Source organism: Agreia sp. (assembly GCF_964263775.1).
Lineage (GTDB): Bacteria > Actinomycetota > Actinomycetes > Actinomycetales > Microbacteriaceae > Agreia.
This window is the reverse complement of the sequence record NZ_CAXVWM010000007.1, coordinates 34,916-59,518: the sequence shown is the minus strand read 5'-3', so window position 1 is coordinate 59,518 and position 24,603 is coordinate 34,916. Positions and strand designations below refer to the sequence as shown.

Below are 24,603 nucleotides of genomic sequence, written 5' to 3'. Positions count from 1 at the left end.
AGGCCGGCACGGCCGCTCAAGCGGGCGTCTTCTCCCAGGGTGCGGCGATCGGAAAGTACTTCTCGAGGAAGTCGACCATCAGCGCAGCCCGCTCGGTGGCCGGCACTTCGGGAAAGCTGCCGTCGTTCAGACAGAAGAGATCGAACTGCCGCCGTCGGAGAAGCCCAGGAAGTCTGCCGAGTCCGCTCTTGAGCGTCGTGTCGACATAGAGCACCTTCGCGTCTTCTTGCGTGACAGCGCGACCCTCGAGCAGTGCGTAGTAGTGGTACAACGAGTTCGTCACCGAGATGTCGGACTTAGATCGGAACCTGCTGGCTGCGGTGCGCCGGAACTCCTCGGGAAAGTCGGTCTCGAGCCGTTCGATGACGCTCTTGCGAAGCGGCGCGGGCGAGTGTTCGAGGTGGCGCGTGATGACATGCCCGAACTTCTTCTGCAGCAGGTCTCGGTTGACACGGGCGGAGTTCTCGAATCCGCTGCGGCTGGGATCACTGAACCCGAGGCCGATCCGGATGGTCGCCTCGACGAATTTGGTGACGCCGCCCGACGAGAAGAACATCGACGGTTGAACGGGCCGACCGAAGAACATGTCGTCGTTCGAGTACAAGAAGTGTTCACTCAAACCGGGGATGTTGTGCAACTGGCTCTCGACGGCCTGCGAATTGTGCGTCGGCAGCACCGACGGATCGGAGAAGAACTGCTCGCTGCGCATGAGCTGCACGCGAGGATGCTCGTCGAGCCAGGCGGGCCTCGGGGAATCGGTCGCGATGAAGATGTTGCGCACCCACGGTGCGAAGAGGTAGACCGACCTGAGGGCGTACTTCAGCTCATCGACCTGGCGGTAGCGGGCATCGGCCTCGTCGCCCTCACCGACGATGACGCCCTCCATGCGTGCGGCTCGCGCCCTCTGGTACTCGACGTCGTTGCCGTCGACCCACGAGAAGACGATGTCGATGTCGAACGTCACGTCGGTGGCATGCGGCTCGAACATGCCCTGGAAGGTGTCCCAACTGCGGCCGAACAGGTCGACCGTCGCGGGGATCGCCTCGACGAGCGGAAGCACCCTGCGTGTCAGGGAGTTCTCTACAGGACAGATGTAGTCGTCACCCTCGATGCCCCAGAACTGCAGTTCGATGCCGGTCGACGACCCGTAACTGAGCCCGCCCAGGGGTTCGAACCTGGGGCGGAATAGCCGAAATATCATCGCCTTGCGCTTCTCGGAGAGAACGCCGTCTCCCAGCAGCACAGGGGGCCTGCGCCGACCACCGACCGTGCGCGAGTAGAAGGGTTCGTGGGCGCAGGCGACGGCAAGCGCCTTCTCCACGCGTCTGCGCAACGGCGCGTCGACGACGAGGACAGGGCGTTCATCATTGCCGCGAACCAGAACGAAGTCGATACCTGCCGCGATGAACGCGTCTCGAATGAACAGGAGATCTTCGATAAGGGCCTGGTGCGGAGTCAGGGACGTGTTGATGAGGGTCGCAAGGCCCTTCTTGACGATGACATCGGGTCGCCCGTGCACTTCGGGCCACGAGCGGGGTGCGCCGTGCACCCCCGTGGCTGCGGTGAAGAGTTCTTCGGGGGTGAACGCCTCGACGCTGTCATCGAGGTCGATGTTGTGGGTGGCAGAGCTTCCGATCAAGTAGATATCAAGCCTTTCCGAGCAGAACAGGGCGGCCCCAGTTTTTGCTTCCGTTATTCTATCGTGCGCGCGTGTACTCAGCCGCGGTGCCTCGCTACAGCCAGCCTCGTCGTGTGAACATGACGTACAGGCCGGCCATCGCCAGCAGCATCACGGCGATCGTCACGGGATACCCGAACTGCCAGTGCAATTCGGGCATCGTGACGAAATTCATGCCGTAGATGCCCGAGATCACGGTCGGCACGAAGAAGATGGCCGCCCACGCCGAGATCTTCTTGACCTCCTCGTTCTGGCGGTTGCTGGCCTCGGCGAGCACCTTCATGTCTTCGTTCTGGCGTTGGGCCACGAGCGTCGCGTTCACGGCGAGGATCTCGCGGAGCGTACTGCGGAATCCGTCGACGCGGTCGTTGACGACCGCTGAATGGTCGGCGACGTCGCGCAGGGCACGACGGAGCTCGAGGTTGGTCTCGAATGCGTCGAATCCGGCGCGGAGGGTCTCGAGCATGCCGACCAGCGGCAGGGTCGCGCGCTGGAAGTCGAGCACCTCCTGCGAGAGCTCGTAGATGCGCCTGGACACCTCGGCGTCGCCGGCGAACACCTGCGCCTCGATCTCATCGATGTCGTTCTCGAGACCTGACACGACCGGCGCATACTGGTCGACGACCGCATCGAGGATGCCGTACAGCACCGCCACGGGGCCGAGCGCGAGAAGTTCCGGGTCGGCCTCCATGCGCTGACGCACGACCGCGAGGTCGGGCGATTCACTGTGCCGCACCGATACCACGAAGTTGGGGCCGACAAAAATGTGGAGTTCGCCGAAGTCGACCTCTTCTCGTTCGTCGGAGTAGCTGGCCGCACGGAGAACGACGAAGAGGGTGTCGCCATAGCGCTCGAGCTTCGGGCGCTGGTGTGCTCCGATCGCGTCTTCCACGGCGAGGGGGTGCAGGTCGAATTCCTTCTGGATGGCGGCCAACTCGGTTTCATCGGGCCGATAGAGCCCGATCCACGCCATCGAGTCGGTGAACCGGGCGCATCCGGCCAGGGTGTCTTCGAGGCTGTCGGGCGAGAGCACGCGCCGACCGTCGGAGTACACGGCGTTGTCGACCGTGCTGGTGTGACGCTCGGCCGGCGACGCAGCGGCCTGCTCGGCAGGATACGCATGCTGATGCGATCCCGGTCGTCGTGACGACATCGCCTTGAGGGCCTGGGACACGCTGGGCTTCTTCATCATCACCTCGTCTGCACACGCCCCAATGAGGGCGGTCAAGCGTGGCACACGAATGTGAACGAGACGTGAACGGCGACCTGAGAACGTCGGATCTTCCAGAACGGACGAGTCCGAAACCCTTTCTTTCTCGTCAGTTCACACGCCGCAGGGGTCGCGTCGCCGGACCTTCGAGGTTCTCACCCGACGCGGAGAATCTCGATCCATGCAGCGGGCAGTCCCACGACTTCTCCGCGTCGTTCCACGACACGACACCGCCCAGATGCGGACACACGGCGCTCACCGCGCACACCGTATCGCCGACCCGGGACACGCCCTGGGGATGCAGACCCCGGTGACCGAGAACGCCCTCCCCTTCCGGCACCTGCGCTGGAGGCGCACCGGCGGTAAGGGCAGTGAACCACCCCCGTGCTGCCCACGCGGCGACGGCCGCGTTCTCCCCGATCGACGCCGCGATGGCCGGGGGCAAGGTGGCGCGGCGATGCAGGATCTTCGCCCAGGGCGGCGTCTTGCCGAGCAGGTCTCCGGTCAGCGTGAGTGCGGCGGCCGCCGCGTTGGTCATTCCCCACTTGTCGTAGCCCGTGGCGAGAAAGATGCGTCCGCGCCCACGCGGCAGCCATCCCACGAAGGGCACGCCGTGTGGCGTGGAATAGTCTTGGGCGCTCCATTCGTGGGTGGGTTCGGCGCCCGGGAAGCGTGCTCGGGTCCAGTCGAGCAGATCGTCGACGATCGCCCGCGGCGACACCGCCCGGCCCACGCCGTGGCCTCCGCCGCCGACGAGCAGAAGCTCGCCGTCGGCATCCGGCGCCGCTCTGATCGACCGCTTCGGGTCGTCGACCGACAGGTACATGCCGTCGGGGATGTGCTCGACGCCCCTGAACGACGCCGCGTACGACCGCGTCGCCGACAGCTTCGCGAAGTAGAGCCCCCGATCGAGAATCGGGGTTCCCGTGGTGAGGTGGGCGCGCTGTGCCTCGAAGTCTCCGGCCGTGCTCGACACGACCACGGGTCGAGACGCGGCGACGCCTGTGACTCTCGCCCGCTCGAGCACGGTGCCCCCCAACGCCCGGATGTCTTCGACGAGGCAGGCGAGCACGTCGAGCGGATCGAGTTGCGCCTGCCCGCGCAGCACGACGGCGCCGTAAGTGTCGAAGGGCAGGTCGAGGTTCCAGCTCAGTCGGGCGTCGAGCCCCGAGTCGCGGGCGATCCGGTACTCTTTCTCGACGACGCGAAAGCCCTCGGGATGCGAGGCGTAGCTGACCGCGTCTCTGCGCTGCACGGCAATGCCCCGCGACGCGGCGTAGTCGAGAAGCCAATCCTGGCCCGCCCTGTTCGCGTCGACGTAGGCCCGAACGATCGCGGGATAGGTTCGTGCGCGGATCTTCTGGAGCTGCGCTCCCTGCAGCAGGCTCACCTTCGCCGTGCTGTTGCCTGTCGTGACGGCACCGATGTCGCGCGCCTCGAGTACCAGCACGCGACGCCCCTCCCTGGCCAGGAGCAGGGCCGTGACGAGACCCGTGAGGCCCGCGCCCACCACGATGTCGTCGACGACGTCCGAAGGCGGCGCTGGATCGGTCTCGATGGTGCGTGCGTTCGAGCGCCACAACGATTGCATGTCAGCCTTCCAGGATCGAGGTTCTCGAAGGCGACGCTAGCTGCAGGGGGCGACCCGGGCCTGCGGCTTGCCATCGTCGACGTCGTGGGCTACAGAACGGTCAGCCTTCGAGTGCCTGCTCGAGCAGATGCACGAGCGCGTCCAGTTGCACGCTGTCTCCGCTCGACACCTCTTCGTCGCTTCCGTCGAGCGCCCGAGCAGCGAGGCCCTGTTTGCTGTCGATGAGTTCGGCGATCTTCGCGTCGATGGTCTGGGCGGCGACGATGCGCCACGCGGTCACCGGCTCCTCCTGCCCGATGCGGTGCACCCGGTCGATCGCCTGGGTCTGCTCGGCCGCGGTCCACGACAGCTCTGCGAGCACGACGTTGGATGCCGCCTGGAGGTTGAGCCCCACACCCGCGGCGGTCAGCGAGCAGACGGCAACAGCCACCGAGGGATCGTCGTTGAACGCATCGATCTCTCTCTGGCGATGCAGCGCCGTCTGGTCTCCCCGGATGGAGACCGTCTGCAGGCCGGCCTTGGCGAGGGCCTCCTCTGCCTGGTCCATCACGTCGATGTGCTTGGCGAAGAACACGACCTTGCCCACGGATCGAGCGAGCTGGGCCGTGTAGTCGGCCGCCAGCGACGCCTTGGCCTGTCCGATGAGGCGCACCATCGTGAAGACGTTGTCTCCACTGCCACCCTGGGCCTTCGACTCCTCGATCTCTTGACGCGCGACGGCGCGCATCAGATTGTCGGTCGACACGTCGGCGTCGGGATCGGACTTCGTGCGTGCTGCGAGGAGCCGCGTATAGCGGGTGACCAAGCGGCGGCCGAGCTCGGCCTCGGCCTCTCGGATCGAACGGCCCAGGTCGTCGTCGAGTTCGACGGGGAGGTCGACGACCCGTTTGGCCGGGAGGTCGGCCGCGACGTCGAGCTTGCGACGCCGCACGATGCCCATGTCGATCACGGCCTCCCGGGCCTCGGAGAAGAATCCGAAATCGGCCGGCGTGAGCCCGGTCTCCTCCAGCTTCTCCATCAGCTGCGCGGTGGGCTTGCTGCCGTCGATCCAGCCCAGAAGCTGCCAGATCGCACGGAAGTCGTCGATGTCGTTGATGAGCGGCGTGCCGGTGAGGGCCATCATCAGCGGGTTGCCGCCGGGCGCCTGCGAACGGATGCGCTCGGCGAGGGCGAGCACGTGCTTGGACCGTTGCGACGACAGGTTCTTGATGAAGTGGGCCTCGTCGACGACCATTCCCCTGAAGCCGAGGGTGCTCAGCCACGCGAGGTGCCGGTCGAGCACCTCGTAATTCACGATCACCACGTCGGCGAACGCGTCGAGCCCGGCGCCGTCGCCGTGGATGACCGTCGCACGGCGGTGCGGAGTCCAGAGCTCGACCTCGCGGGCCCAGTTCATCTTCACGACGTTCGGCACGACGGCGAGCAGAGGGTAGGCATCGGCGACGGATGCGGCGAGCAGCGACTGGGCCGTCTTTCCGAGGCCGGGCTCATCGGCGAGCAGAAAAGACCTGTGGCCCTGTGCGACACTCGCGACGAAGCGGGCCTGGTGCCGCATGAGCTCCTGCCCGGGTGGCGACAGACGGTCGATGCGGGGAGCCTCGGGCAGGTCCATGCTGGCTACCTGGCCGCCGGCGCCGTATTCGAAGGCCCGAAAAAGCGGTCCGAGGAGCTCCCAGTTCGACAGCCGCCCGTGCGAGGAGTGCTTCTGCGCCTCGAGTGATGAGAAGTCGGGGGCGAGAAACGGATTGGCGAGCTGACGCGCCTTGACCGACTGCGGAATCACCTGGCGCTCCGCGAGTTCGGGCGAGAACATCGTGGCCTGCTTCGGCGCTTCGACGACCTCGTCGGGCACGTCCACTCCGGCTTCTTCGAGGTACTGTCGGCGCAGCTTCTGTGCGACGGGCGAGATCGGCGCATCGTTCTCGAGCAGCGTGATGAGCGACGTGTCACGCGCCGCCGTCTTGGCGAGAATCGACCCGATGCCGTCGAGGCGCTTGATCTGTTCGGCGCGATCCACGTCTGACAGGTCGGGATTGTTCCGCACAGAGGTGCGCTCCTCGCGGGCGAGCAGGGCGACGACGAGGAACTTGGTGCGGTTCGAGGGCGCGACCTTGCCGCGCTGCGCCGCCGCTTCGACCTCTCGCACCTTGCGGGCGAGGATCGGGATGAGGCCGGTGTTGTCGACGCTCTTGGATGATCGGCGTCCGCCGGATCGAGACATGCTCCTCCTGTGGAGTGTGGGCCTCGCCGTCCGTGCTCCCAGCGTGGACGACGGTGCCGAGTGACGATCCCGAGCCGGGATCGGTGCGGTCGTGCGGGCCGGGTGTGGCGTCGAGCAACATGACATTGTCACGGTCGACGGGGAGAGTGAAGCGGCCCGGCTTCAGGCCAGTCTAGGGCACGCGCAATCGCCTGGCGAACACCGCACGGGGGGGCTCGTTCAGCGACGGGCGGATGCCGGATCGGGCGTCTGGGGAACTCTGATCAGCAGACCGGCGGCCACGAAGACCACCGCCGCCGCGAGGTGAAGAATCTGCCATGCAAGCGAATCGAGCTCCACCGGCACGATGGGATTCCAGAGAACAACGATGGCCGCGAATGCGGGAAGCCACCACCACTGCCTGGCCTGGAACGCGAAGACGCCGATGATCGCGGCCAGGATGCTGATCGCGTAGCGAAAGATCGTGAACCAGTCGCTGTCGATCAGGGCGACGCCCGCGAGCAGCACGATGGCCGCGAGGAGCCCGGGCGCGAGCGCAAGACGGGCGAAGGACGGGTTCGGATAGCGCTGGGACATCGTGCCGCCAGCTTAACGCGTGGTCGCGGGGGCCGGCCGCGCGAGTTCATCGAGCGCGTGCTCCAGAGTGCTGTACCGAAAAACGTAGCCGGCGTTCTGCAGCCGCTCGGGAAGAACCCACCGGCTCTTCAGGATGAGCTCCGTCTCCGTTCGGAGTGCCCACATCGCCGGCTCGAGCATCCACCTGTACGCAGGCAGCCCGACCGCGGCTCCGACGCCCCGCCGCAGCAGCCCCATGAGTCTCCTGTTGTCGCTCGGCTCCGGAGCGCTGACGTTGACGACGCCCGTGATGTTCGGCCTGTCGCGAATGAACCGCACAATGCCCACGACGTCGTCGATGTGGATCCAGCTGAACTTCTGCAGGCCTTTCGTGCCTCGCCTCTCGTGCCACACCCCCGCCCTGCGACGACCGGCCGAACCGAAGAGCGAACGGAACCACCAGCCGTCGTGCTGGGTTCCGCCGAGCCCGAGCCGGGCCACGCGCACCAGCGGGGCCAACGCGCCGCCTCGACCGAGCACGATCGCCATTCGCAGGGCGACCCGCCGGGTCTGCGGAAGCTCGCCCGCGAAGAAGGCATCCTCCCAGTCTGTGGCGATCGACACGGAGAAGCCCGTGCCGATCTCACCGGTCGACTCGGTCTGCGGGCGATCCTCGGCGTGCCGGTAGATGGTTGCGGTGCTGGAATTCAGCCAGAGTGCCGGAGGCGACGCGACGCGGGCGATGGATTGCCGGAGGGTGCTCGTCGTGTCGACGCGGGAGCGCCTGATCTCGGCGCGGTTGCGTTCGGTGTAGCGGCAGTTGACGCTCTTGCCGGCGAGGTTGATGACGAGCGAGGCGCCGTCGATCGCGGCGTCGATCGCCGCGTGGTCGTGCCAAGCCACGGCTGGCGAAGTACGGCCTATCAGAGCGACCTCGTACCCCTCGGCACGAAGTTCACGCGTGAGGATCGCGCCGATGAATCCGCTGGCGCCGGCGAGCACGGCGCGGCCGGGGCGCACCGGGCCGGGAGAATCGGGTGTCATGCATCCAGTCTGGACGACGAAGCCGACATTCACGGCCACGGCGATTGTCCGCGACGGGCCACGACGCTAGATTTTCCTTATGACCTCTCCTGTGCCCTTCGGCGCCCCGTCCCCCGCTCTGTTCTCCGGCCCGGAAGGCGTGTGGAACGCCGATCCAGTCGAACTGGCCGCCCGACTGTTCGTCGCGGTCTTTCAGCCGCAGGCATCGGCCCCTCTCCCGCAGAGAGAGGTGTCCGACATCTACGACGCGCTCGCGGCGCTCGGCGGCTATGCGTTGCCGGCCCAGCGCGTCGGCAACACGCAACCTCTGGCGCTCACAGTGCAGCTGGTTCAGGAAGCCATTCTCACCTGGGAGCGGGCCACCATCGCCACCCGCCTGTCAGCCGGCGCCGGTCCTGTCTCGCACACGGTCACGGTCCTCCGTTTCGGCCCGGGAGTGCTGCAGTCGGCCGACCCCGTCGCCGCACTTCGCGACCGACTGGGCTGACCCCCGCTTCTTCACCCGAACGTGGCGCGGGGCCGCAGAGCGCCACGTAAAATCGTCGTGTGCACGAAGAGGCGGCCGAGGGGCAGAACGACGCGAGTTCGCTCGAGCACCTGCGAACCCTGCTGAAGATCCCGACGGTCTCCCGCGTCGACGAGTCCCTCGTCGATCAGGAGCGGTTCGACGAGTTCATCGCGTCACTCGAGCAGCTCTACCCACTGGCGCACGCCACACTCTCCGCCGATGTCATCGACGGGCACGCGCTGTTGTTTCACTGGGCGGGCCGGGATGCCGGTGCCGAGGTCGTTCTGATGGCCCACTACGACGTGGTCGCGGCCGACGACGCGGCGAGGTGGACACATCCGCCGTTCGCCGCCGTTGTGACCGGAGCCGGCGCCGACGCGATCGTCTGGGGGCGCGGTCGTGGGTGTGAGCGAGAAGGGCATGGTGAACGTCTCGCTGACGGTCGAACAGTCCGGCGGACACGCCTCGACTCCCCCGCGCAGAACTGCCACGGCTCGGCTCGCCCGGGCGCTCATGCGCCTCGACGCCCGACCGTTTCCTGCCTCGCTCAGTTCGCCGAATCTCGAGATGATCCGCACGATCGGAGCCCACTCCACTCCCCTGTTGCGTTTCATCTTCACGAGGGTAGGCACCTTTCGCCGCCCGCTCATCGCGCTCTTCAGCCGTCTGAGCGACGAGACGAACGCCATGGTTCGAACGACGACCGCCATCACGCAGCTCCGTGCGAGCGACTCGGCGAACGCCCTCGCGGAGCGTGCCGTCGCCGTCGTCAACACCCGCATCGCGATCGGCTCCTCGGTCGACGAGACCCTCACGCACATCAGGCGCGCCGTGCATGACCCGCTCGTGCTGATCGAGGCGACCGCCCCGAGTGAGCCGTCCCCCGTGTCTCCGTCGTCGGGGCCCGTGTGGCAGCTGCTGTCAGACGCTATCGCCGCCGTCTATCCCGGTGCGATCGTCTCGCCCTACGTGATGCTCGGCGCCAGCGACGCCCGGCACTTCACGGCGATCAGTGCGCACGCCTACCGGTTCACGCCGTTCGAGATGTCGTCGGCCGAGCGTGCGACCCTGCACGCGACAGACGAACGGATGCACGTCGCCACCTTCTTGTCGGGGATACGGTTCTACAGAACCCTGATCGAGCGTCTCTAGTCGCCGTGCGGCTGCGTACCGAGCCGGCGTTCGGCCACAGGAGAGCGCGCACCGCCTTCGGGGTGGCGCGCGTCGTTGTGGCGATCGTGGGGATCGTCGCACTCGTCGGCGACTTCCGCTACATCCTCGGCTTCAGCAGTTTCTCGACCGCGAACTACTTCGCCTACTTCACCAATCAGAGCAACGCCGCCGGAGTCGTCGTACTCGCCCTCGGCGCATGGCTGTCGTTCAGGCAGTCACGAGATCCCGGCTGGTTGATGACGGCGCGGATGCTCACAGCGACCTTCACGATCATCTCCGGTATCGTTTTCGGGCTCATCGTCAGCCAGGCCGGTGACTACAACTACCGCATCGTGGTGCCGTGGTCGAGCCAACTGCTGCACTTCTGGATCCCGTCCTACGTGCTTCTCGACTGGTTCTTCGCCCCCGGCCGTACTCCCATTCCCTGGCGGCGTGTGTGGCTCGTTCTGATTTATCCGCTGGTCTGGGGCGGGTTCACAATGATCCGAGGATCCATCGTCGGATGGTACCCATACTTCTTTCTCGACCCCGGCCAGGTGTCGGGCCCCGCCGAATTCGCCGCCTACTCGGGCGCCATCCTGGTCGTCATCACGGGGCTGGCCGCGGGCCTCGTCGCGCTGGCTCGCCGGCGTTGACCAACCGCCCTCAGGACGCGGACAGGAAGGGGCGAAGGCTGGCCAGCGCGATGTCGCGTACGTCGTCGTCTGCCAGTGCGGACAGGCCCCGGGCGGCTGCGCCCCCGACCAGACCGATCAGCACGGCATCTCCGGTCACCGGCATGAGGTTGATCCACTGAGTGAACACGGGCTCGTCCGGCGCATGCGGCGACGGGGTCGCCGTGGCGGTCGCAGCCGATGTCTTCGGTGCGCTGAACGGCGGGGAATCGACGACGAGGCTCCAGAACGTCGCCGTCTCTGTCCAGAACGGGGTGTCGTAGCGCAGCCAGACCTTCTCGACGGCGCCCGAACCCAGGGCGGCGATGGCGGCGCGATGGGCGAAGGGCAGGGGCGGGTCGAACGTGATCGCACCGGACTGCAGCACGCCGAGGGGCACGGTGACGATCACCCGGTCGACTCGGATCGACTCGCCCGTGGCCATCTTCAGCCGGACGGCATCGTCGTCGATCGTCACGTCGCGCACCGGTGTAGAGAGTGCGACGTCTGCTCCGTCGAGGGCGTCAATCACCAGCGCCTGGGCCGAGCCGACGACGAAAGCATCTCCGCCTTCGCCCGTCGCCGCCTCGTCGAGTGCGTACCAGGTCGAGACCTCGACCGAGTCCGCACCGAGCGCGGTGACCACCGTGCGGTCGACGTACTCGAACACGCGAGAAGCGGGGCTGACTCCGATCTCGTCGGTCGCCGTATCGATCGAGGATCCGCCCGCACCGGCGAGCGACGCGGCAAGGCTCGGGTCGCGGCTCTGTGCCGCTCCCCACGCGAGCGCCGCCGCGACGGCGTCGGCACCGACGCCGTTGGCGGGTACGGTGTCGGATGCCGGGGTCAGCTGCACTCGGGACGCCGGGTCGACCGGCACGGTGACGACGTCGCCCGCCGCGAGCTGGTCTGTCAGGGTCGACGAATCGACTCCGCGCACGAACGAGGGGCCGAGGTCGACGACCAGCGGCCAGTCGCCGGGGCCGTGCGCATCCACCCGGCCGCCCACCCGGTCGCGCCCCTCGAACACGAGAACCTCGTAGCCTGCCGCGACGAGCGCCTTGGCCGCGGCACCCCCGGCGAGCCCGGCGCCGATGATGCCGATGCGTTCGCCGTCAGACGCCAGTTGCAGCACATCGCCGGCCGCACGCGTGCCGGAACTCTGGGCGCCGTTCATGCTCGACGGGAACTCGGTGCTGGTGGCCTCACCCGCGAAGAAGACGCGATCGGACACGCTCTGCGCGAGGGCCGCTCGCGCATCCGGCGATGCGCCCGCGGGAATGTAGCTCGTGCTGCCGAGAGAGAAGGGATCAGCCGTCCAGTTGGAGCGGATGAACCCGTTCGGACGCGGAACCTGTCCTGGTGTCTGAGTGGGAGTCGGCGTTGCCGGGGACGGTGCCGGAGACGGCGGGCCGACGCAGGCCGACAGGGCGAGGACGGCCGCCCCCGTTGCCGAGCCCAGCAGAAAGGTGCGTCGATCGACGGTCATTGCGGAGGCTCCGGACGCCGGCGACGCGTCACTGCGCGGAGAGGTCGGGCAGTCTGATCGGGCGAGACATGGGAGGGAGGTCGTTCACTCGCTCGAGCGCGGGTCGGAGTTCGGACAGCCAGGCGTCGTAGCCGGCGTCGGTGAGGTGCAGCCGATCGTCGCTGTAATCGCCGTTCAACTCGCCGTCGGCGTCGGCCATAATCGGCCACAGGTCGAGATAGTGCACCCTTTGGGTTGCGGCGAACTGCCAGATGTGCCGGTTGATCTCTCGCACGTTCTCGGCGTACTCGCGGCCGCGCGGAAGAACGGACTGCAGCAGGATCCGCGCATCCGGCAACTCGTGGTGCAGCCGCACGAGGGCGCTCTCGATGTTGCGCACGATCCGTTCGATGCTGCGACGCTCGGCCAGGTCGTTCGTGCCGATGAGCAGAACGATGGTCTGCGGGTCGCTCTCGATGACCGCGTCGAGCCTCTCGAGCAGTCCGTCGGTCGTGTCGCCATCGACTCCGAAGTTGCGGGCGTCGAGGTCGGCGAACCAGTCCTGCCAGGATCCTGCCGCGGTTATGCTGTCGCCGACGAATGCGGTCACGGGCTTCTCAGTCATCATGCCTCCGTTTTTGCTCACCTGCCATGATACGCGGCACCCCCTTTCACGCGGAGAAAATGCATTTCTGCAACCATGAACTCGGTGCAACGGTAACGCTCAGCTGCGCTGTGGCGGGTGGAACTCGACGGGGCGACCGCGAAGCAGTTCGCGCAGGTTGTCGAGTCGCTCGTGCCAGAACGCATGAAGCGCCCGCTCTTCTGCTGCGGTGAGAAACGACTCGTGCCTCACCCGCACGAGAGAAGACCGTGCGTCTGTGCGGCCGGCCTCGATCTCGAACACGAGCCTGGTGTGGGGAGCGAACGACACGACGAGTCGCCGCGACGGCTCGATCTCGACGATCGTTCCGAACCAGTCGGCCACGTGGGGCTCGCCGGTCGGCCAGACGACGGCGAAGCGGCCTCCGACCGCATCGTCGACCAGCACGTGCGCGAGCCACCCGTCGATGAGCACGGGGTCGACGAGGCACGCCCAGACGAGGGATGGCGAGAATCGCACCGCGATCGCCGAGTCGACGGCGCGACGGGGTCTCAGCGTGGCTGCGTGCGCGTCGAGGACCATGCCCACACCATATCCGGCACCCCCGACAGAGACGGCTCGCCGCAACGCCACCGAGTGGGTGGGGTGCCCTAGGCTGGTTCGGTGCCAGCAGAGAGCCCCACTTCGACCGCGTCGACCGCCGATCCACGAGCAGATTCCGCGAGCGTCGTGCTCGCCGTCGATTTCGGCGGAACCAAGGTCGAATCGGCCCTCGTCGACCAGACCGGAACACTCGTCGATGGCAGTCGTTTCCGGCATCCGACTGGCCGCGACCGCTCCGCAGAAGAACTCGCCGACGCCGTCGGCACGGTGGCTGCGTCTTCGCTCCGGGTGCTCCCGGCGGGTATGTCGATTCGCGGCATCGGAATCGGCGCCGCGGGCCCCATCGACCGGGAGAAGGGGCTGGTCTCCCCCGTCAACCTGCAGGTGTGGCGCGACTTTCCGCTGCGGGACACGGTCGCACGGGTTGCACGTGAACTCGGTCACGACGTTCCGGCCGTGCTGCGACTCGACGGCCTCTGCATCACCCTCGCCGAGAACTGGGTCGGCGCCGGCCGCGGCCGCGACAACATGATGGGCATGATCGTGTCGACGGGCGTCGGCGGCGGGGTCATCTCGGGAGGCGCCGTGGTCGCCGGATTCTCGGGGAATGCCGGACACATCGGACAGGTCGAGGTGCCGGGCTTCACCGATGTGGATGCGCCGTGCACGCTCGAGGAGATCGCCGCCGGCCCGCACACGGTCGCCTGGGCGCAGGCGCGGGGTTTCGAGGGCTTCACCGGCGAAGACCTCGCTCGGGCCTATGCGGAGAAAGACCGCATCGCCGTTGCCGCCGTCACCCGAAGCGGAACCGCCATCGGGCGCGCCATCGCCTCCGTGTCGACCCTTCTCGATCTGGAACTCGTGGTGATCGGCGGCGGTTTCGCCCGAGTCACACCCGACCTGTTCGACATCATCCGCACCGGGATCGACCGCTACTCGCGATTCGACTACGCCCGCCGCGTCGAGGTGCTTCCCACGGGACTCGACACCGACGGACCTTTGATCGGTGCCGCGGCGCTCATCTACCGCTCGGTCTGAACCTACGTTGGCCCCGGTGCCGGGAATCAGGCGAGAAGCCGGCGAACCTGCACGACGTCGTCATTCATATGCGCGATCAGGGGCCCGACACCCGTGTACTTGACCATGCCCCGTATGCGGTGGGTGAACTCGACATCGACGACGTGGTCGTAGAGGTCGAGATCGGCATCGAGAACGAACGCCTCGACCTGTTTCTGCGGCACGCCCGTGAAGGTGGGATTATTACCCACCGAGATGGCGGCGCGGTGGCGCACACCCTCGTCGGTCAGCCATCCGGCGTACACACCATCGGCAGGAATGAGTCCCTGCGACTCAGGCGAGAGGTTGGCCGTGGGGAATCCGAGTTCGCGACCGCGGGCGGCGCCATGCACCACGACACCGCGCACGGTCGGAATGTGTTCGAGCAATCCCGCGGCGCCCTCCACGTCGCCCTCGCGCAGCAGTTCTCTGATCCAGGTCGACGATACTCGACGCTCCCCCTCGAGCCGAACGTCGTCGATCAGCCGCACGGTGAAGTCGTGCAGCTCGCCGAGCCGACGCAACTCGTCGACGTCTCCCGAGCCACGCACTCCGAAGCGAAAATCCCGGCCCACGAGGACGATGCCGGCGTGCAGCGCATCGACCAGGATTCGCGAGACGAACTGCTCCGGCGTCTGATCGGCGAACGCCCTGTCGAATGCGAGCACGAGCGCGACGTCGACTCCGGTCGAGGACAGCAATTCGAGCTTGCGCTCCGTGCCGACGAGCGTGGCCGGGCAGCTGCCCGGTGCCAGCAGGTCGAGAGGGTGTCGATCGAAGGTCACGACGACGCTCTCGAGCGCGTTGTCGTCGGCGACATCGAGGAGTTGCTGGATGACGGCCCTGTGACCGGCGTGCACACCGTCGAACTTGCCGATCGTGACCGCGGAGCGCGCTTTCTCGATCGACACGGACGCGAGGTCGGTGAAGATCTTCACGATGGGGCGCCCGATCGGTCGCGAACCGGCCGGTGCGCGCGCAGCCAGAGCATGCCGATGACGGGCAGAACGAGGGGGATGAAGAGGTACCCGTTGCCGTACCACGACCACACCGACGGCCGGGCGAAGTATTCGGGATGCGTCAGGCTCAGCGTTCCGACGACGAGAACGCCGACGAGTTCGAACGTGATCGTCGACCACGCGATGCGGTACCAGGTTCGGCCGGGCGCGATGAGGGCGATTGTGGCGACGATGTAGACGACGCTCGCGAGAGCCGAGAGCCAGTATGCCAGCGAGACGGGCTCGGAGTCGCGGATGAGACCGGCGATCTGAACGAACGATCGGCCGGTGGCCCCGAGGGCCAGGATGCCGTAGACGACGATGAGCACTCGTCCGGCTCCCGAGGAGCGGCCGGTGCGCTGTGTGACTGTCAGATCCTGTGCCATGGCCGATTCAGTTTACCGGTGCACCGGGCGCGGAACGCGCCTGTTCACGCGAGCTGCACCAGCCAGATGACGTTCATGCGGTAGACCATCACGGCGATGGCGAGACAGATCACTCCGAGCACGACCGTGCTCCAGCGGCTGCGCTCGACGAGCGCCCAGAACCCCCCGGCAAGCGGCAGCAGAAGCGCCGAGACCAGGTAGGTGTAGAACTCGAGCACGTCGCCCTTCGGCTCGTTGCCCGTCGCGGGGGCGATGATCGCCGTGACGAGCTGGGCGATCAGCAGCAACTCGACGAGGGCGGTCGCGCCCAGGGTGATGTCATCCGGCTTCCGTGCGGCGAATCCCAGGGCCAGGCAGAGCACGCCCGCGATCACCGCGACGGCCACCTGCACGGTGGTGAACCACTCGATCACGACTCGACCGGCCCCGACTGCGGCTCGTCGGCAGGAAAGTTGGCGAGGATCTTCGCCGCGCCGGCGGACACCCCGACGAGGCCGACCAGGCGGCCGTCGGGAGCGATCGCGGCCACGGGGCCCGTCTCATCCGGCGCATCGCGGAGGGCGAGCCGTTTGCCGTGCCCGAGGTCGATGCTCTGTTCGTCGCTCAGGTGGAGCGTGGAGAAGAGTTCGGATGCCGCGTGCGCCGGCGACAGCAGGGCGTCGGCCACGACGACCGTGTCGAGGTCGGCGGCGGCGTCGACGGTGAAGGGGCCGATGCGCGTTCGTCGGAGCGCCGTCAGGTGTCCGCCCGTGTCGAGGGACCGGCCGAGGTCGCGTGCGAGGGCGCGGATGTAGGTTCCCGAGGAGCAGACGACGCGAACGGCGAGGTCGAGAACGTCGGCGCCGGTCGCCGAGGTCGCCGGCGTGCAAGACAGCACCTCGAACTCGCTCACGGTCACCGGGCGAGGCTTCAGCTGCACGTCGATGCCCTCGCGCGCCAGCGCGTAGGCGCGCTTGCCGTCGACCTTGATGGCGCTGACCGTGCTCGGCGTCTGCTCGATATCGCCCGTGAGTTCGTCGACTCGTGCGTCGATCTCGTGTTGTCGGAGCGCCGTCACGATGCCGGCCGCCGCACTCGAGTTCACCTGTCCTTCGGCATCGTCGGTGGTCGTGGCCTCGCCCAGACGGATCGTCGCCAGATACTCCTTGTCGAGGCCCACGACGAACGTCAGAAGCCGCGTGGAGCTGTTGATTCCGAGCACGAGAAGCCCCGTGGCCATCGGATCCAGGGTGCCGGCATGCCCGACCTTGCGGGTACCCGCGAGGCGTCGGGCGGCCGACACCACGTCGTGGCTGGTCATGCCGCCGGGCTTGTCGACGAGCAGGATGCCGCTGCGGGTCGACGGCTCGGCTCGGGGTCGGGTGAACGGATCGGGCACTCGCCAAGCCTAGACGGCGGGCGCGCGCCTCAGGGTCAGCAGCTGTCGGCGAAGATCCGACGCGGAAGATCGGGCGTCGTGGTGTCGACGATCGCCGTGGCTGCGAACCGAGGCTCCGCGACGCCGGCGTAGAGCTGGAGGGCGTCCTGGCGCACTCCGTCGTCTGAGACGGCCGGCGTCTCGAGGAAGACCGTGTAGTTGAAGACGCCGCGCAGTTCTGCGCGGGAGAGAAACGGTCCCGCGACGACGAGGACGGCGTCGGCCGGGCTGGTGCGCCACACCGGCTCGATCGCCCGGTCGGCCTGCTCATCGAACGCGGCCGTCACGTACGCCGCCCCGCCGTTTTGGCGGAACGGATCGACCAGCACGCGACGGAAGGTCGCGTAGTCGTAACGCGCGGCGAAATAGGCCTGGGCTGTGTGCGCTTCGTCGCCGCGCGTCGATCGGGGCGTGACGAAATCGTCGATGGATGCGCTGACGCCGGAATGGCCCGCGCGCGCGATGGCGGCCACCAGTTCAGAGGCGAACTCGTCGGCTGCCACGCCGCCGTCGACCGCGACGACCGCCCGCCCGCGGCCGTAGTTGTGAAGGATCTCCTGGGCCAATGAATCGAAGAACGAGCGACGCGCTGCGGGGTCTGTGGACACCACGAGATTCTATCGAACTAGGCTGTTTGGGTGACCCTGAACGCCGCCGGCGACGCACCGCCCGAGCCGTGTGCCGAGACGAGCGTCTACGCTCGATCCCTCATCGACTGGTTCGCCGTCGAGGGCCGGAATCTCCCGTGGCGGGCGGCCGACTTTTCGCCCTGGGGTATCCTCGTGAGCGAATTCATGCTGCAGCAGACGCCCGTGGCTCGGGTCATTCCCCGCCTCGCCGAATGGCTGGATCGTTGGCCGACGCCCGCGCGCCTGGCCGCCGTTTCGTCGGGCGAGGCGGTGCGGGCGTGGCAGTCGCTCGGCTATCCGCGTCGCGCCCTCTACCTGCACGCGTGCGCCACGGCCATCACAGCGAACCACCGCGGCCTCGTTCCGCAGGACATCGATGAGCTGCGTGCGCTCCCCGGCATCGGCGACTACACGTCGCGAGCCGTGGCGGTGTTCGCGTATGGCCACAGGCATCCGGTCGTCGACACCAACACGCGTCGCGTCATCGCCCGCTCGGTGCTGGGCAAAGATGACGCCGGCCCGCCGAGCGCGCGCCGTGACCTCGCGGCCATGACCGAGCTGCTGCCCGTCGACCATCTCGACGCGCGCCGTTTCAACGCGGCCATCATGGAGCTCGGCGCCATCGTCTGCACCGCGAGGCGCCCCGACTGCTCGATCTGTCCGATCCGCGACGCCTGCGCGTGGAGGCGGGCCAGCTTCCCCGAGACGGAAGGTCCGAAGAAGGTGGTGCAGAAGAAGTTCGCGGGATCCGACAGGCAGGTCAGGGGCCTCGTGCTCGCGCTGCTGCGCCGAAGCGACGAGTCCGTGGGCGTCGACCTTCGGGCGGTGCGCGAGCTCTGGCCCGATGCCGCGCAACTTGAGCGGGCCGTCGCCGGGCTCATCCGCGACGGCCTCGTGGAGACGACCTCTGCCGGTCTCGCGCTGCCACGAAGTTAGGCTGAACGGGTGCGTATCGTCGTGATCGGAACCGGGGCAATCGGAGGCACGATCGCCGCCCTGCTCGACCGGGCAGGACACGAGGTTTCTGTGACCGCCCGCGGCGCGCAGCTCGAGGCCCTGCAGTCAGACGGTCTCGCCCTCAGCGGCGGCTGGGGCACGCACCTGGCCCGCCCGAGCGCATCGGAACGGCTCACCGAGACGCCGGAGCTGGCCTTCGTCTGCACGAAGGCCCAAGACGCAGGCCGCGCGATCACAGACAATTCCGATCGCCTGGCCGGCGTTCCCGCGGTGATCGTGCAGAACGGACTCGACGGGGTGCGCGTCGCCGAAGACCTGCTGCCCGACTCCCCCGTCATCGGCGCGATCGCCCTCTACGCCGCGAACTACCGTCGAGCCGGCCTCGTCGACGTCACGGCGGCCGGCCCCACCTTCATCGGCGTCGACGATCCACAACGCCGCGACGTCGCTGAACGCGTCGTGTCGGTGCTCGGCGGGGCCATGCCGACACGGCTCATCACCGATTTCCGGGGTGCGCAGTGGTCGAAGCTCATCGTCAACCAGGTCAACGCGATGCCGGCCATCACCGGCCTGTCCGCCCAGGAGACCCTGCGGCATCCGATGCTCGGTCGTATCGTGGCCTCGAGCATGCGCGAGGCCGTACGCATCGGATTCGCATCCGGCGTGCACTTCGCCTCGCTGCAGGGACTGAACCAGCAGTTGCTCCGCGGCTTCTCCATCGCGCCGATCGCGATCGGCCGCGCTCTTCCACGGGTGATGGCCGCGCAAATGGGCGACACCCCGAATTCGGGCTCGACCTTGCAGAGCATCACACGGGGTCAACCGACCGAGATCGATTTTCTCAACGGTGCGGTGGTTCGGGCGGCCCGGGAGGTGGGACTGGCGGCGCCGATCAATGCAGCACTCACAGAACTCGTGCACCGGGTAGAGACAAGCGGCGACTTCCTCGGAGTCGAGGAAGTCGCCGCTGTCTTCGAGCGTCTCTGACGCCGGGTGAAAAACCCCTAGTGACGCGGAGTCGTCACCGGCTCGTCGTCTTCTTCGTCACCATCGAACTCGTCGGGCTCGTCGTCGCCCAGCTGCCTCGGCTTGACGTAGGGATCGGCGTCGCCGGCGTACTGGGCCTTGCGAGCCTGCGTCAGCGTGTCCGCGTCGCGCTTCGACGCCTCGGCGAGCAGGCCGTCTATGAGCTGCGCGTTCTCGGGGATGCCATCCGGAATGAATTCCAGGCTCGGAGTGAGGCGGGCCGTGATGTTCTTGCCCACCTCGCTCCGCAGCATTCCCGTGGCCGACTTCAGGGCGGCCGCGCTGTCTGCGCGCTCCTCGTCTGAGCCGTACACCGTGTAGAAGACCGATGCGTGCTGCAGGTCGCCCGTCACCTTCACGTCGGTGATGGTGACGAAGCCCAGGCGGGGGTCTTTCACCCCCCGCTCGAGCGTCTTCGCGACGATGACCTGGATTCGCTCCGCCATTTTTCTCGCGCGTGCGGGATCAGCCATGGTGCTTTCCGTTCTCTCGTCAGAAGCTGCGGTGTCGACAGTCCGTGGGGACTAGACGCGCGGCTTCTCCTTCATCTCGATGGTCTCGATCTCGTCGCCGATCTGGATGTCGTTGAACTTGCCGAGACCGATACCGGCCTCGAAGTCCGTGCGAACCTCGGTGACGTCGTCTTTGAAGCGACGCAGCGATTCGATGGCGAGGTTGTCGCCCACCACGATGCCGTCGCGGATGACCCGCGCCTTGGCGTTCCTCGTGATCGTTCCACTGCGCACGATGACGCCGGCGATGTTTCCGAACTTGGAGGAGCGGAAGACTTCGCGGATCTCGGCCACACCCGACTGCACCTCTTCGAACTCGGGCTTGAGCATGCCCTTGAGCGAGTTCTCGATGTCTTCGAGAGCGGAGTAGATGACCGAGTAGAACCGCACATCGACGCCCTCACGGGCGGCGCGCTCGCGCGCCTTCGTGTCGGGACGCACGTTGAACCCGATGATGATCGCGTTGTCGACCGTGGCGAGGTTGACGTCGGACTCAGTGACGGCACCCACACCTCGGTGGATGATGCGCAGCTGCACCGAATCATCGACCTCGATCTTGAGCAGCGACTCCTCCAGTGCCTCGACGGCACCGGAGACGTCACCCTTGATGATGAGGTTGAGCGACTCGACCTTGCCTTCTTCGAGTGCACGGGTGAAGTCTTCGAGCGAGATGCGCTTGCGGCTCTTGGCGAGCAGTGCGTTGCGTTCGACGGCTTCGCGCTTCTCGGCGATCTGCCGGGCGGTGCGGTCGTCTTCGGTGACCAAAAAGGTGTCGCCGGCGCGGGGCACCGTCGAGAGTCCCTGCACCTGCACGGGGCGGGCGGGCGTGGCCTCGGTGACCGTGTTGCCATCCTCATCGTGCATGGCGCGCACTTTTCCGTACGCGGTTCCGGCGACGATCGGATCGCCGACGTGCAGCGTTCCCGACTGGATGAGCACGGTCGCGACGGCGCCGCGGCCCTTGTCGAGCTTCGCCTCGATCGCGACGCCACGGGCATCCTTGTTGGGGTTCGCCCGCATGTCGAGGCCGGCATCGGCGGTCAGCAGCACGGCATCGAGCAGTTCTGTGATGCCGACGTTGTTGAGTGCCGACACGTCGACGAACATGACGTCTCCGCCGTACTCCTCTGCGACGAGGCCGAACTCGGTGAGCTGCTGGCGCACCTTGGCCGGGTTGGCGCCGACCTTGTCGACCTTGTTCACCGCGACCACGATCGGCACGTTGGCCGCCTGGGCGTGGTTGAGCGCCTCGACCGTCTGCGGCATGATGCCGTCGTCGGCCGCGACGACCAGGATGGCGATGTCTGTGACCTGGGCACCACGGGCGCGCATGGCGGTGAACGCCTCGTGGCCCGGGGTGTCGATGAACGTGATGCGGCGGTCGATGCCTTCGTGCTCGGCCGAGACCTGATAGGCGCCGATGTGCTGGGTGATTCCTCCGGCCTCGCCCGCAACGACGTTGGCGCTGCGGATCGCGTCGAGGAGCCTCGTCTTACCGTGGTCGACGTGGCCCATGACGGTGACGACCGGCGGACGGATCTCGAGGTCGTCGTCGGTCTCGTCTTCGAGCTCCTGGTCGATGTCGATGTCGAAGCCGCTCAGCAGCTCGCGATCCTCGTCCTCCGGGGAGACCATCTGAATCTTGTAGCCGAGCTCCTCGCCCAGGATGTCGAAGGTCGCTTCGTCGAGCGACTCCGTGGCCGTCGCCATCTCACCGAGATGGAACAGCACTGTCACGAGGTTTCCGGGGCTCGCGTCGATCTTGTCGGCGAAGTCGGTGATCGATGCGCCGCGGCGCAGTCGCACGACCGTCGAACCATCGCCGCGGGGAACGCTGACGCCGCCGAGCGACGGGGCTTCCCGCAGCTCGAACTCGGCCCGCTTCGTGCGCTTCGACTTGCGTGCCTTGGCACGACCGCCGCCACGACCGAATGCTCCGGCCGTGCCGCCGCCTGGTCCACGACCGCGACCGCCGCCACCCGCGGGACGGGGGGCACCGAAACCGGGTGTCGCTCCCGGAGCGCCGCCGGGGCGCTGGAAGCCACCGCCCGCGGGACGCGCACCGCCCGCGCCGCCGGGACGGAATCCGCCGCCGGCTCCTGCGGGACGCTGGCCGAATCCACCGGGGCGTGCGCCCTGGCCTGCGCCGCCGGGACGCGGTGCGCCCGGACGGGGTGCGCCGGGACGGGGAGCAGCCGGACGCGGAATTGCACCGGTCGAGCCTCCGCCGGTTCCGGCGCGGGGTGCGCCCGTTCCCATGCCCTGCTGGCTCGCGAACGGGTTGTTGCCGGGCCGCGGTGCGCCCGGACGCTGCATGCCCTGCTGGCTTGCGAAGGGGTTGTTGCCGGGGCGCGGGGCTCCCGGGCGTGGTGCGCCACCGGCGGGAGCGGTCTCGCCCGTGGAGACGGGCGCGGAGGGCTGGCTCGTCTCGACAACCGGCGCCGGGGTGGGAGCCGCGGCGGGGGTCTCAGCCGGGGCTGCCGGAGCGGCAGCGGGCGAGGGCGTCTCGACAGTGGGCGCGGCCGGGGCCGGGGCCGCCGGGCGTGCGGGACCGGGCGTCGCCGTCGTGCGTGCTCCCCCGGGGCGAGCGGCCGAGGGGGCGGACTTGGCGGGCGCGGGCGCCGATGCGGCGGCGCTTCCGGCACCGTCGGCGAGAAGGGCTTCCTTCAGGCGACGTGCGACCGGCGGTTCGATGCTCGATGAGGGGCCCTTGACGAACTGACCCATTTCTTTCAGCTTCGCGAGGGCTAGCTTGCTGTCGACGCCGAGCTCGGCGGCGACTTCGTGTACGCGTGGTTTTGCAGCCACAATTCTCCTGTCTGGGATCCGCTCCCAAACAGGGGCAGACCATTAGTTGTGCGCGGGGCTCATTTGGAGCCGCTCATTAGTTGTCACTCATTAGTTGGTCACGATGTACGTTTCAGCCTGTTCTGTAGAAACTGAATGTCTGCGGATTGATGGATGAGTTGCCTGCCGCTCGAGAAATGAGAGAACGGAAGACGTGTCGAGTGCGGTTGTGATGCGCAACGCCCGACCGAAGGCCTTGCGTGCCTGCGCCTTCTCGACGCACTCGATGCGAGGATGCACCCACGCGCCCCGACCGGGCAGGACGGCCGTCTCATCGACGACCACGACTGGAATCCGGGCGACGACCCTCAGAAGTGAGGATCGATCGGCACGCGCGCGGCAACCGACGCACGTTCTTACGGGTTCCATACTACACCTCCGCCGAATCGATCCCCGTGATGATCGGCCTCAGGCCTCGTCCATCACCGAATCGGGCTGGATATCGATCTTGGCGCCGGTGAGCTTCGCGGCGAGGCGGGCGTTTTGCCCCTCTTTGCCGATGGCGAGGGACAGCTGATAGTCGGGAACCAGTGCGCGCACGGCCTTCAGTGACTCGTCGATGACGAATGCGCTCGACACCTTCGCCGGTGACAACGCGTTCGCGACGAAGGTGGGCAGGTCGGTCGAGAAGTCGACGATGTCGATCTTCTCGTTGCCGAGCTCGCTGGTGACGGCTCGAACCCGCTGACCCAGTTCTCCGATGCAGGCGCCCTTCGCGTTGATACCGGGTTCGGTGGCGCGCACGGCGATCTTGGTGCGGTGACCGGCCTCGCGCGCAAGCGACACGATTTCGACGGCACCCGATGCGATCTCAGGAACCTCGAGTGCGAAGAGCTTTCGAACGAGCGAGGGATGCGTGCGCGACACCGTGATCGACGGACCCTTGGTGCCCTTCGACACGCTCGTGACGTAGACCCGGATTCGCGAGCCGTGCGAGTAGTCCTCGCCGGGCACCTGTTCTTCGGGGGGAAGGATGGCCTCGATCGTTCCGAGGTCGACGTGGATCATGCGCGGGTTCGGACCCTGTTGGATGATGCCCGCGACGATGTCGCCCTCGCGCCCCTTGAACTCTCCGAGCACCGCGTCGTCTGCGATGTCGCGCAGCCGCTGGTTGATGACCTGCTTCGCCGCGAACGCTCCGATTCGACCGAAGTCGCTCGGGCTGTCTTCGCTCTCGCCGATCACGGCCCCGTCGTCGTCGAGCTCGGGCACATAGATGCTCACGTGTCCGCTCTTGCGGTCGAGGTGCACCCGGGCTGTGGCGGCGACCGGCGCCGGGGTGTCTTTCGGCGCATCCACCGGCAAAACGGGAGTCGTGTGCTTGATGTAGGCGGTCATGATCGCCTGTTCGATGATTGCCACCAGTTCGTCGAACGGGATGTCCCGCTCGCGTTCCAAGAGCCTGAGCACGCTGAGGTCGATGTCCATAACCCGGCCTCCTTCTGTATTAAGTTCGTGGTCCCCTGA

25 protein-coding genes are annotated in these 24,603 nt (G+C 67.4%); 6 read left to right on the top strand and 19 right to left on the bottom strand.

All coding sequences use genetic code 11. From position 1 onward, the window contains the following. Positions 1–16: 16 nt before the first annotated feature. The 6 genes from ACE5CZ_RS00670 to ACE5CZ_RS00645 all read right to left on the bottom strand — a co-directional run bounded on the left by ACE5CZ_RS00670 (position 17) and on the right by ACE5CZ_RS00645 (position 8,299). A complete protein-coding gene (locus tag ACE5CZ_RS00670) occupies positions 17–1,639 on the bottom strand; it encodes a stealth family protein (RefSeq protein ID WP_374945424.1) in 1,623 nt (540 codons plus the stop codon). Between the two features lie 94 nt (positions 1,640–1,733). Beyond that, on the bottom strand, positions 1,734–2,831 hold the full coding sequence (locus tag ACE5CZ_RS00665) for a magnesium and cobalt transport protein CorA (protein WP_374945459.1): 1,098 nt from the start codon (positions 2,829–2,831) through the stop codon (positions 1,734–1,736). Between the two features lie 166 nt (positions 2,832–2,997). Beyond that, positions 2,998–4,479: an FAD-dependent oxidoreductase gene (locus tag ACE5CZ_RS00660; RefSeq protein WP_374945423.1), complete on the bottom strand. Its 1,482-nt coding sequence runs from the start codon at positions 4,477–4,479 to the stop codon at positions 2,998–3,000. 100 nt (positions 4,480–4,579) lie between these two features. Next, positions 4,580–6,700: a DEAD/DEAH box helicase gene (locus ACE5CZ_RS00655; protein ID WP_374945422.1), complete on the bottom strand. Its 2,121-nt coding sequence runs from the start codon at positions 6,698–6,700 to the stop codon at positions 4,580–4,582. A 219-nt stretch (positions 6,701–6,919) separates the two neighbouring features. Then, complete coding sequence (locus ACE5CZ_RS00650; RefSeq protein ID WP_374945421.1) at positions 6,920–7,276, bottom strand: DUF6804 family protein; 357 nt, start codon at positions 7,274–7,276, stop codon at positions 6,920–6,922. A gap of 12 nt (positions 7,277–7,288) precedes the next feature. Continuing rightward, entirely contained in the window at positions 7,289–8,299 is a 1,011-nt protein-coding gene (locus ACE5CZ_RS00645) for an epimerase (RefSeq protein ID WP_374945420.1), read from the bottom strand. A 79-nt stretch (positions 8,300–8,378) separates the two neighbouring features. Here ACE5CZ_RS00645 and ACE5CZ_RS00640 point away from each other — a divergent pair, with 79 nt between their 5' ends. After that, on the top strand, positions 8,379–8,786 hold the full coding sequence (locus ACE5CZ_RS00640; protein WP_374945419.1) for a hypothetical protein: 408 nt from the start codon (positions 8,379–8,381) through the stop codon (positions 8,784–8,786). 194 nt (positions 8,787–8,980) lie between these two features. Here the strand turns inward: ACE5CZ_RS00640 and ACE5CZ_RS00635 are convergent, their stop codons facing one another. Next, on the bottom strand, positions 8,981–9,229 hold the full coding sequence (locus ACE5CZ_RS00635; RefSeq protein ID WP_374945418.1) for a hypothetical protein: 249 nt from the start codon (positions 9,227–9,229) through the stop codon (positions 8,981–8,983). On the opposite strand from ACE5CZ_RS00635, the gene ACE5CZ_RS00630 reads away from it, so the two are divergent. Both ACE5CZ_RS00630 and ACE5CZ_RS00625 read left to right on the top strand, forming a co-directional pair. Beyond that, a complete protein-coding gene (locus ACE5CZ_RS00630) occupies positions 9,228–9,959 on the top strand; it encodes a M20/M25/M40 family metallo-hydrolase (protein WP_374945417.1) in 732 nt (243 codons plus the stop codon). The two genes, ACE5CZ_RS00635 and ACE5CZ_RS00630, sit on opposite strands and share 2 nt — an antisense overlap. A 62-nt stretch (positions 9,960–10,021) precedes the next feature. Next, the gene (locus tag ACE5CZ_RS00625) at positions 10,022–10,615 is read left to right on the top strand and encodes a Pr6Pr family membrane protein (RefSeq protein ID WP_374945416.1); all 594 of its coding nucleotides are present in this window, start codon (positions 10,022–10,024) and stop codon (positions 10,613–10,615) included. A gap of 10 nt (positions 10,616–10,625) precedes the next feature. Here the strand turns inward: ACE5CZ_RS00625 and ACE5CZ_RS00620 are convergent, their stop codons facing one another. From ACE5CZ_RS00620 to ACE5CZ_RS00610, 3 genes are all read right to left on the bottom strand, one after another. Further along, positions 10,626–12,122 carry an FAD-dependent oxidoreductase gene (locus tag ACE5CZ_RS00620; RefSeq protein WP_374945415.1) on the bottom strand — a complete coding sequence of 499 codons (1,497 nt, stop codon included), beginning with the start codon at positions 12,120–12,122 and terminating at the stop codon, positions 10,626–10,628. A 28-nt stretch (positions 12,123–12,150) separates the two neighbouring features. Further along, positions 12,151–12,747 carry a GDSL-type esterase/lipase family protein gene (locus tag ACE5CZ_RS00615; RefSeq protein ID WP_374945414.1) on the bottom strand — a complete coding sequence of 199 codons (597 nt, stop codon included), beginning with the start codon at positions 12,745–12,747 and terminating at the stop codon, positions 12,151–12,153. A gap of 78 nt (positions 12,748–12,825) precedes the next feature. Next, positions 12,826–13,287: an SRPBCC domain-containing protein gene (locus tag ACE5CZ_RS00610; protein ID WP_374945413.1), complete on the bottom strand. Its 462-nt coding sequence runs from the start codon at positions 13,285–13,287 to the stop codon at positions 12,826–12,828. Between the two features lie 81 nt (positions 13,288–13,368). Here ACE5CZ_RS00610 and ACE5CZ_RS00605 point away from each other — a divergent pair, with 81 nt between their 5' ends. Beyond that, on the top strand, positions 13,369–14,346 hold the full coding sequence (locus ACE5CZ_RS00605) for an ROK family protein (RefSeq protein ID WP_374945412.1): 978 nt from the start codon (positions 13,369–13,371) through the stop codon (positions 14,344–14,346). Positions 14,347–14,372: 26 nt separating this feature from the next. Here ACE5CZ_RS00605 and ACE5CZ_RS00600 read toward each other — a convergent pair whose 3' ends face one another. The 5 genes from ACE5CZ_RS00600 to ACE5CZ_RS00580 are packed head-to-tail and all read right to left on the bottom strand — an operon-like array spanning position 14,373 to position 17,773. Beyond that, entirely contained in the window at positions 14,373–15,302 is a 930-nt protein-coding gene (locus ACE5CZ_RS00600; RefSeq protein ID WP_374945411.1) for a bifunctional riboflavin kinase/FAD synthetase, read from the bottom strand. Further along, positions 15,299–15,748: a hypothetical protein gene (locus ACE5CZ_RS00595; RefSeq protein WP_374945410.1), complete on the bottom strand. Its 450-nt coding sequence runs from the start codon at positions 15,746–15,748 to the stop codon at positions 15,299–15,301. Before ACE5CZ_RS00595 ends, ACE5CZ_RS00600 begins: the two co-directional genes overlap by 4 nt. Positions 15,749–15,792: 44 nt before the next feature. Beyond that, the gene (locus tag ACE5CZ_RS00590) at positions 15,793–16,161 is read right to left on the bottom strand and encodes a hypothetical protein (protein ID WP_374945409.1); all 369 of its coding nucleotides are present in this window, start codon (positions 16,159–16,161) and stop codon (positions 15,793–15,795) included. Next, on the bottom strand, positions 16,158–17,126 hold the full coding sequence (gene truB / locus ACE5CZ_RS00585) for a tRNA pseudouridine(55) synthase TruB (RefSeq protein ID WP_374945408.1): 969 nt from the start codon (positions 17,124–17,126) through the stop codon (positions 16,158–16,160). The genes ACE5CZ_RS00590 and truB overlap by 4 nt, the downstream gene beginning before the upstream one ends. Positions 17,127–17,161: 35 nt before the next feature. Then, a complete protein-coding gene (locus ACE5CZ_RS00580; RefSeq protein ID WP_374945407.1) occupies positions 17,162–17,773 on the bottom strand; it encodes a hypothetical protein in 612 nt (203 codons plus the stop codon). Positions 17,774–17,803: 30 nt separating this feature from the next. Here ACE5CZ_RS00580 and ACE5CZ_RS00575 point away from each other — a divergent pair, with 30 nt between their 5' ends. Then, positions 17,804–18,730, top strand: a complete 927-nt coding sequence (locus ACE5CZ_RS00575; protein ID WP_374945406.1) for an A/G-specific adenine glycosylase — start codon at positions 17,804–17,806, stop codon at positions 18,728–18,730. A gap of 9 nt (positions 18,731–18,739) precedes the next feature. Then, positions 18,740–19,738 carry a ketopantoate reductase family protein gene (locus ACE5CZ_RS00570; protein ID WP_374945405.1) on the top strand — a complete coding sequence of 333 codons (999 nt, stop codon included), beginning with the start codon at positions 18,740–18,742 and terminating at the stop codon, positions 19,736–19,738. 17 nt (positions 19,739–19,755) lie between these two features. On the opposite strand, the gene rbfA is transcribed toward ACE5CZ_RS00570, so the two are convergent. The 4 genes from rbfA to nusA form a co-directional block, all read right to left on the bottom strand. Then, on the bottom strand, positions 19,756–20,250 hold the full coding sequence (gene rbfA / locus ACE5CZ_RS00565; protein WP_374945404.1) for a 30S ribosome-binding factor RbfA: 495 nt from the start codon (positions 20,248–20,250) through the stop codon (positions 19,756–19,758). Positions 20,251–20,301: 51 nt separating this feature from the next. Continuing rightward, positions 20,302–23,097 carry a translation initiation factor IF-2 gene (gene infB / locus ACE5CZ_RS00560; protein WP_374945403.1) on the bottom strand — a complete coding sequence of 932 codons (2,796 nt, stop codon included), beginning with the start codon at positions 23,095–23,097 and terminating at the stop codon, positions 20,302–20,304. Between the two features lie 90 nt (positions 23,098–23,187). Continuing rightward, entirely contained in the window at positions 23,188–23,505 is a 318-nt protein-coding gene (locus ACE5CZ_RS00555; protein WP_374945402.1) for a YlxR family protein, read from the bottom strand. A 39-nt stretch (positions 23,506–23,544) separates the two neighbouring features. Continuing rightward, positions 23,545–24,564: a transcription termination factor NusA gene (gene nusA, locus ACE5CZ_RS00550; protein ID WP_374945401.1), complete on the bottom strand. Its 1,020-nt coding sequence runs from the start codon at positions 24,562–24,564 to the stop codon at positions 23,545–23,547. Positions 24,565–24,603: the final 39 nt, after the last annotated feature.

Excerpts from the sequence above, each read along its gene's own strand:
- ACE5CZ_RS00665 (WP_374945459.1), bottom strand. The coding sequence starts at position 2,831 with ATGTCGTCACGACGACCGGGATCGCATCAGCATGCGTATCCTGCCGAG.
- ACE5CZ_RS00660 (WP_374945423.1), bottom strand. The coding sequence starts at position 4,479 with ATGCAATCGTTGTGGCGCTCGAACGCACGCACCATCGAGACCGATCCA.
- ACE5CZ_RS00655 (WP_374945422.1), bottom strand. The coding sequence starts at position 6,700 with ATGTCTCGATCCGGCGGACGCCGATCATCCAAGAGCGTCGACAACACC.
- ACE5CZ_RS00650 (WP_374945421.1), bottom strand. The coding sequence starts at position 7,276 with ATGTCCCAGCGCTATCCGAACCCGTCCTTCGCCCGTCTTGCGCTCGCG.
- ACE5CZ_RS00645 (WP_374945420.1), bottom strand. The coding sequence starts at position 8,299 with ATGACACCCGATTCTCCCGGCCCGGTGCGCCCCGGCCGCGCCGTGCTC.
- ACE5CZ_RS00640 (WP_374945419.1), top strand. The coding sequence starts at position 8,379 with ATGACCTCTCCTGTGCCCTTCGGCGCCCCGTCCCCCGCTCTGTTCTCC.
- ACE5CZ_RS00630 (WP_374945417.1), top strand. The coding sequence starts at position 9,228 with ATGGTGAACGTCTCGCTGACGGTCGAACAGTCCGGCGGACACGCCTCG.
- ACE5CZ_RS00635 (WP_374945418.1), bottom strand. The coding sequence starts at position 9,229 with ATGCCCTTCTCGCTCACACCCACGACCGCGCCCCCAGACGATCGCGTC.
- ACE5CZ_RS00620 (WP_374945415.1), bottom strand. The coding sequence starts at position 12,122 with ATGACCGTCGATCGACGCACCTTTCTGCTGGGCTCGGCAACGGGGGCG.
- ACE5CZ_RS00610 (WP_374945413.1), bottom strand. The coding sequence starts at position 13,287 with ATGGTCCTCGACGCGCACGCAGCCACGCTGAGACCCCGTCGCGCCGTC.
- ACE5CZ_RS00595 (WP_374945410.1), bottom strand. The coding sequence starts at position 15,748 with ATGGCACAGGATCTGACAGTCACACAGCGCACCGGCCGCTCCTCGGGA.
- rbfA (WP_374945404.1), bottom strand. The coding sequence starts at position 20,250 with ATGGCTGATCCCGCACGCGCGAGAAAAATGGCGGAGCGAATCCAGGTC.
- ACE5CZ_RS00555 (WP_374945402.1), bottom strand. The coding sequence starts at position 23,505 with ATGGAACCCGTAAGAACGTGCGTCGGTTGCCGCGCGCGTGCCGATCGA.
- nusA (WP_374945401.1), bottom strand. The coding sequence starts at position 24,564 with ATGGACATCGACCTCAGCGTGCTCAGGCTCTTGGAACGCGAGCGGGAC.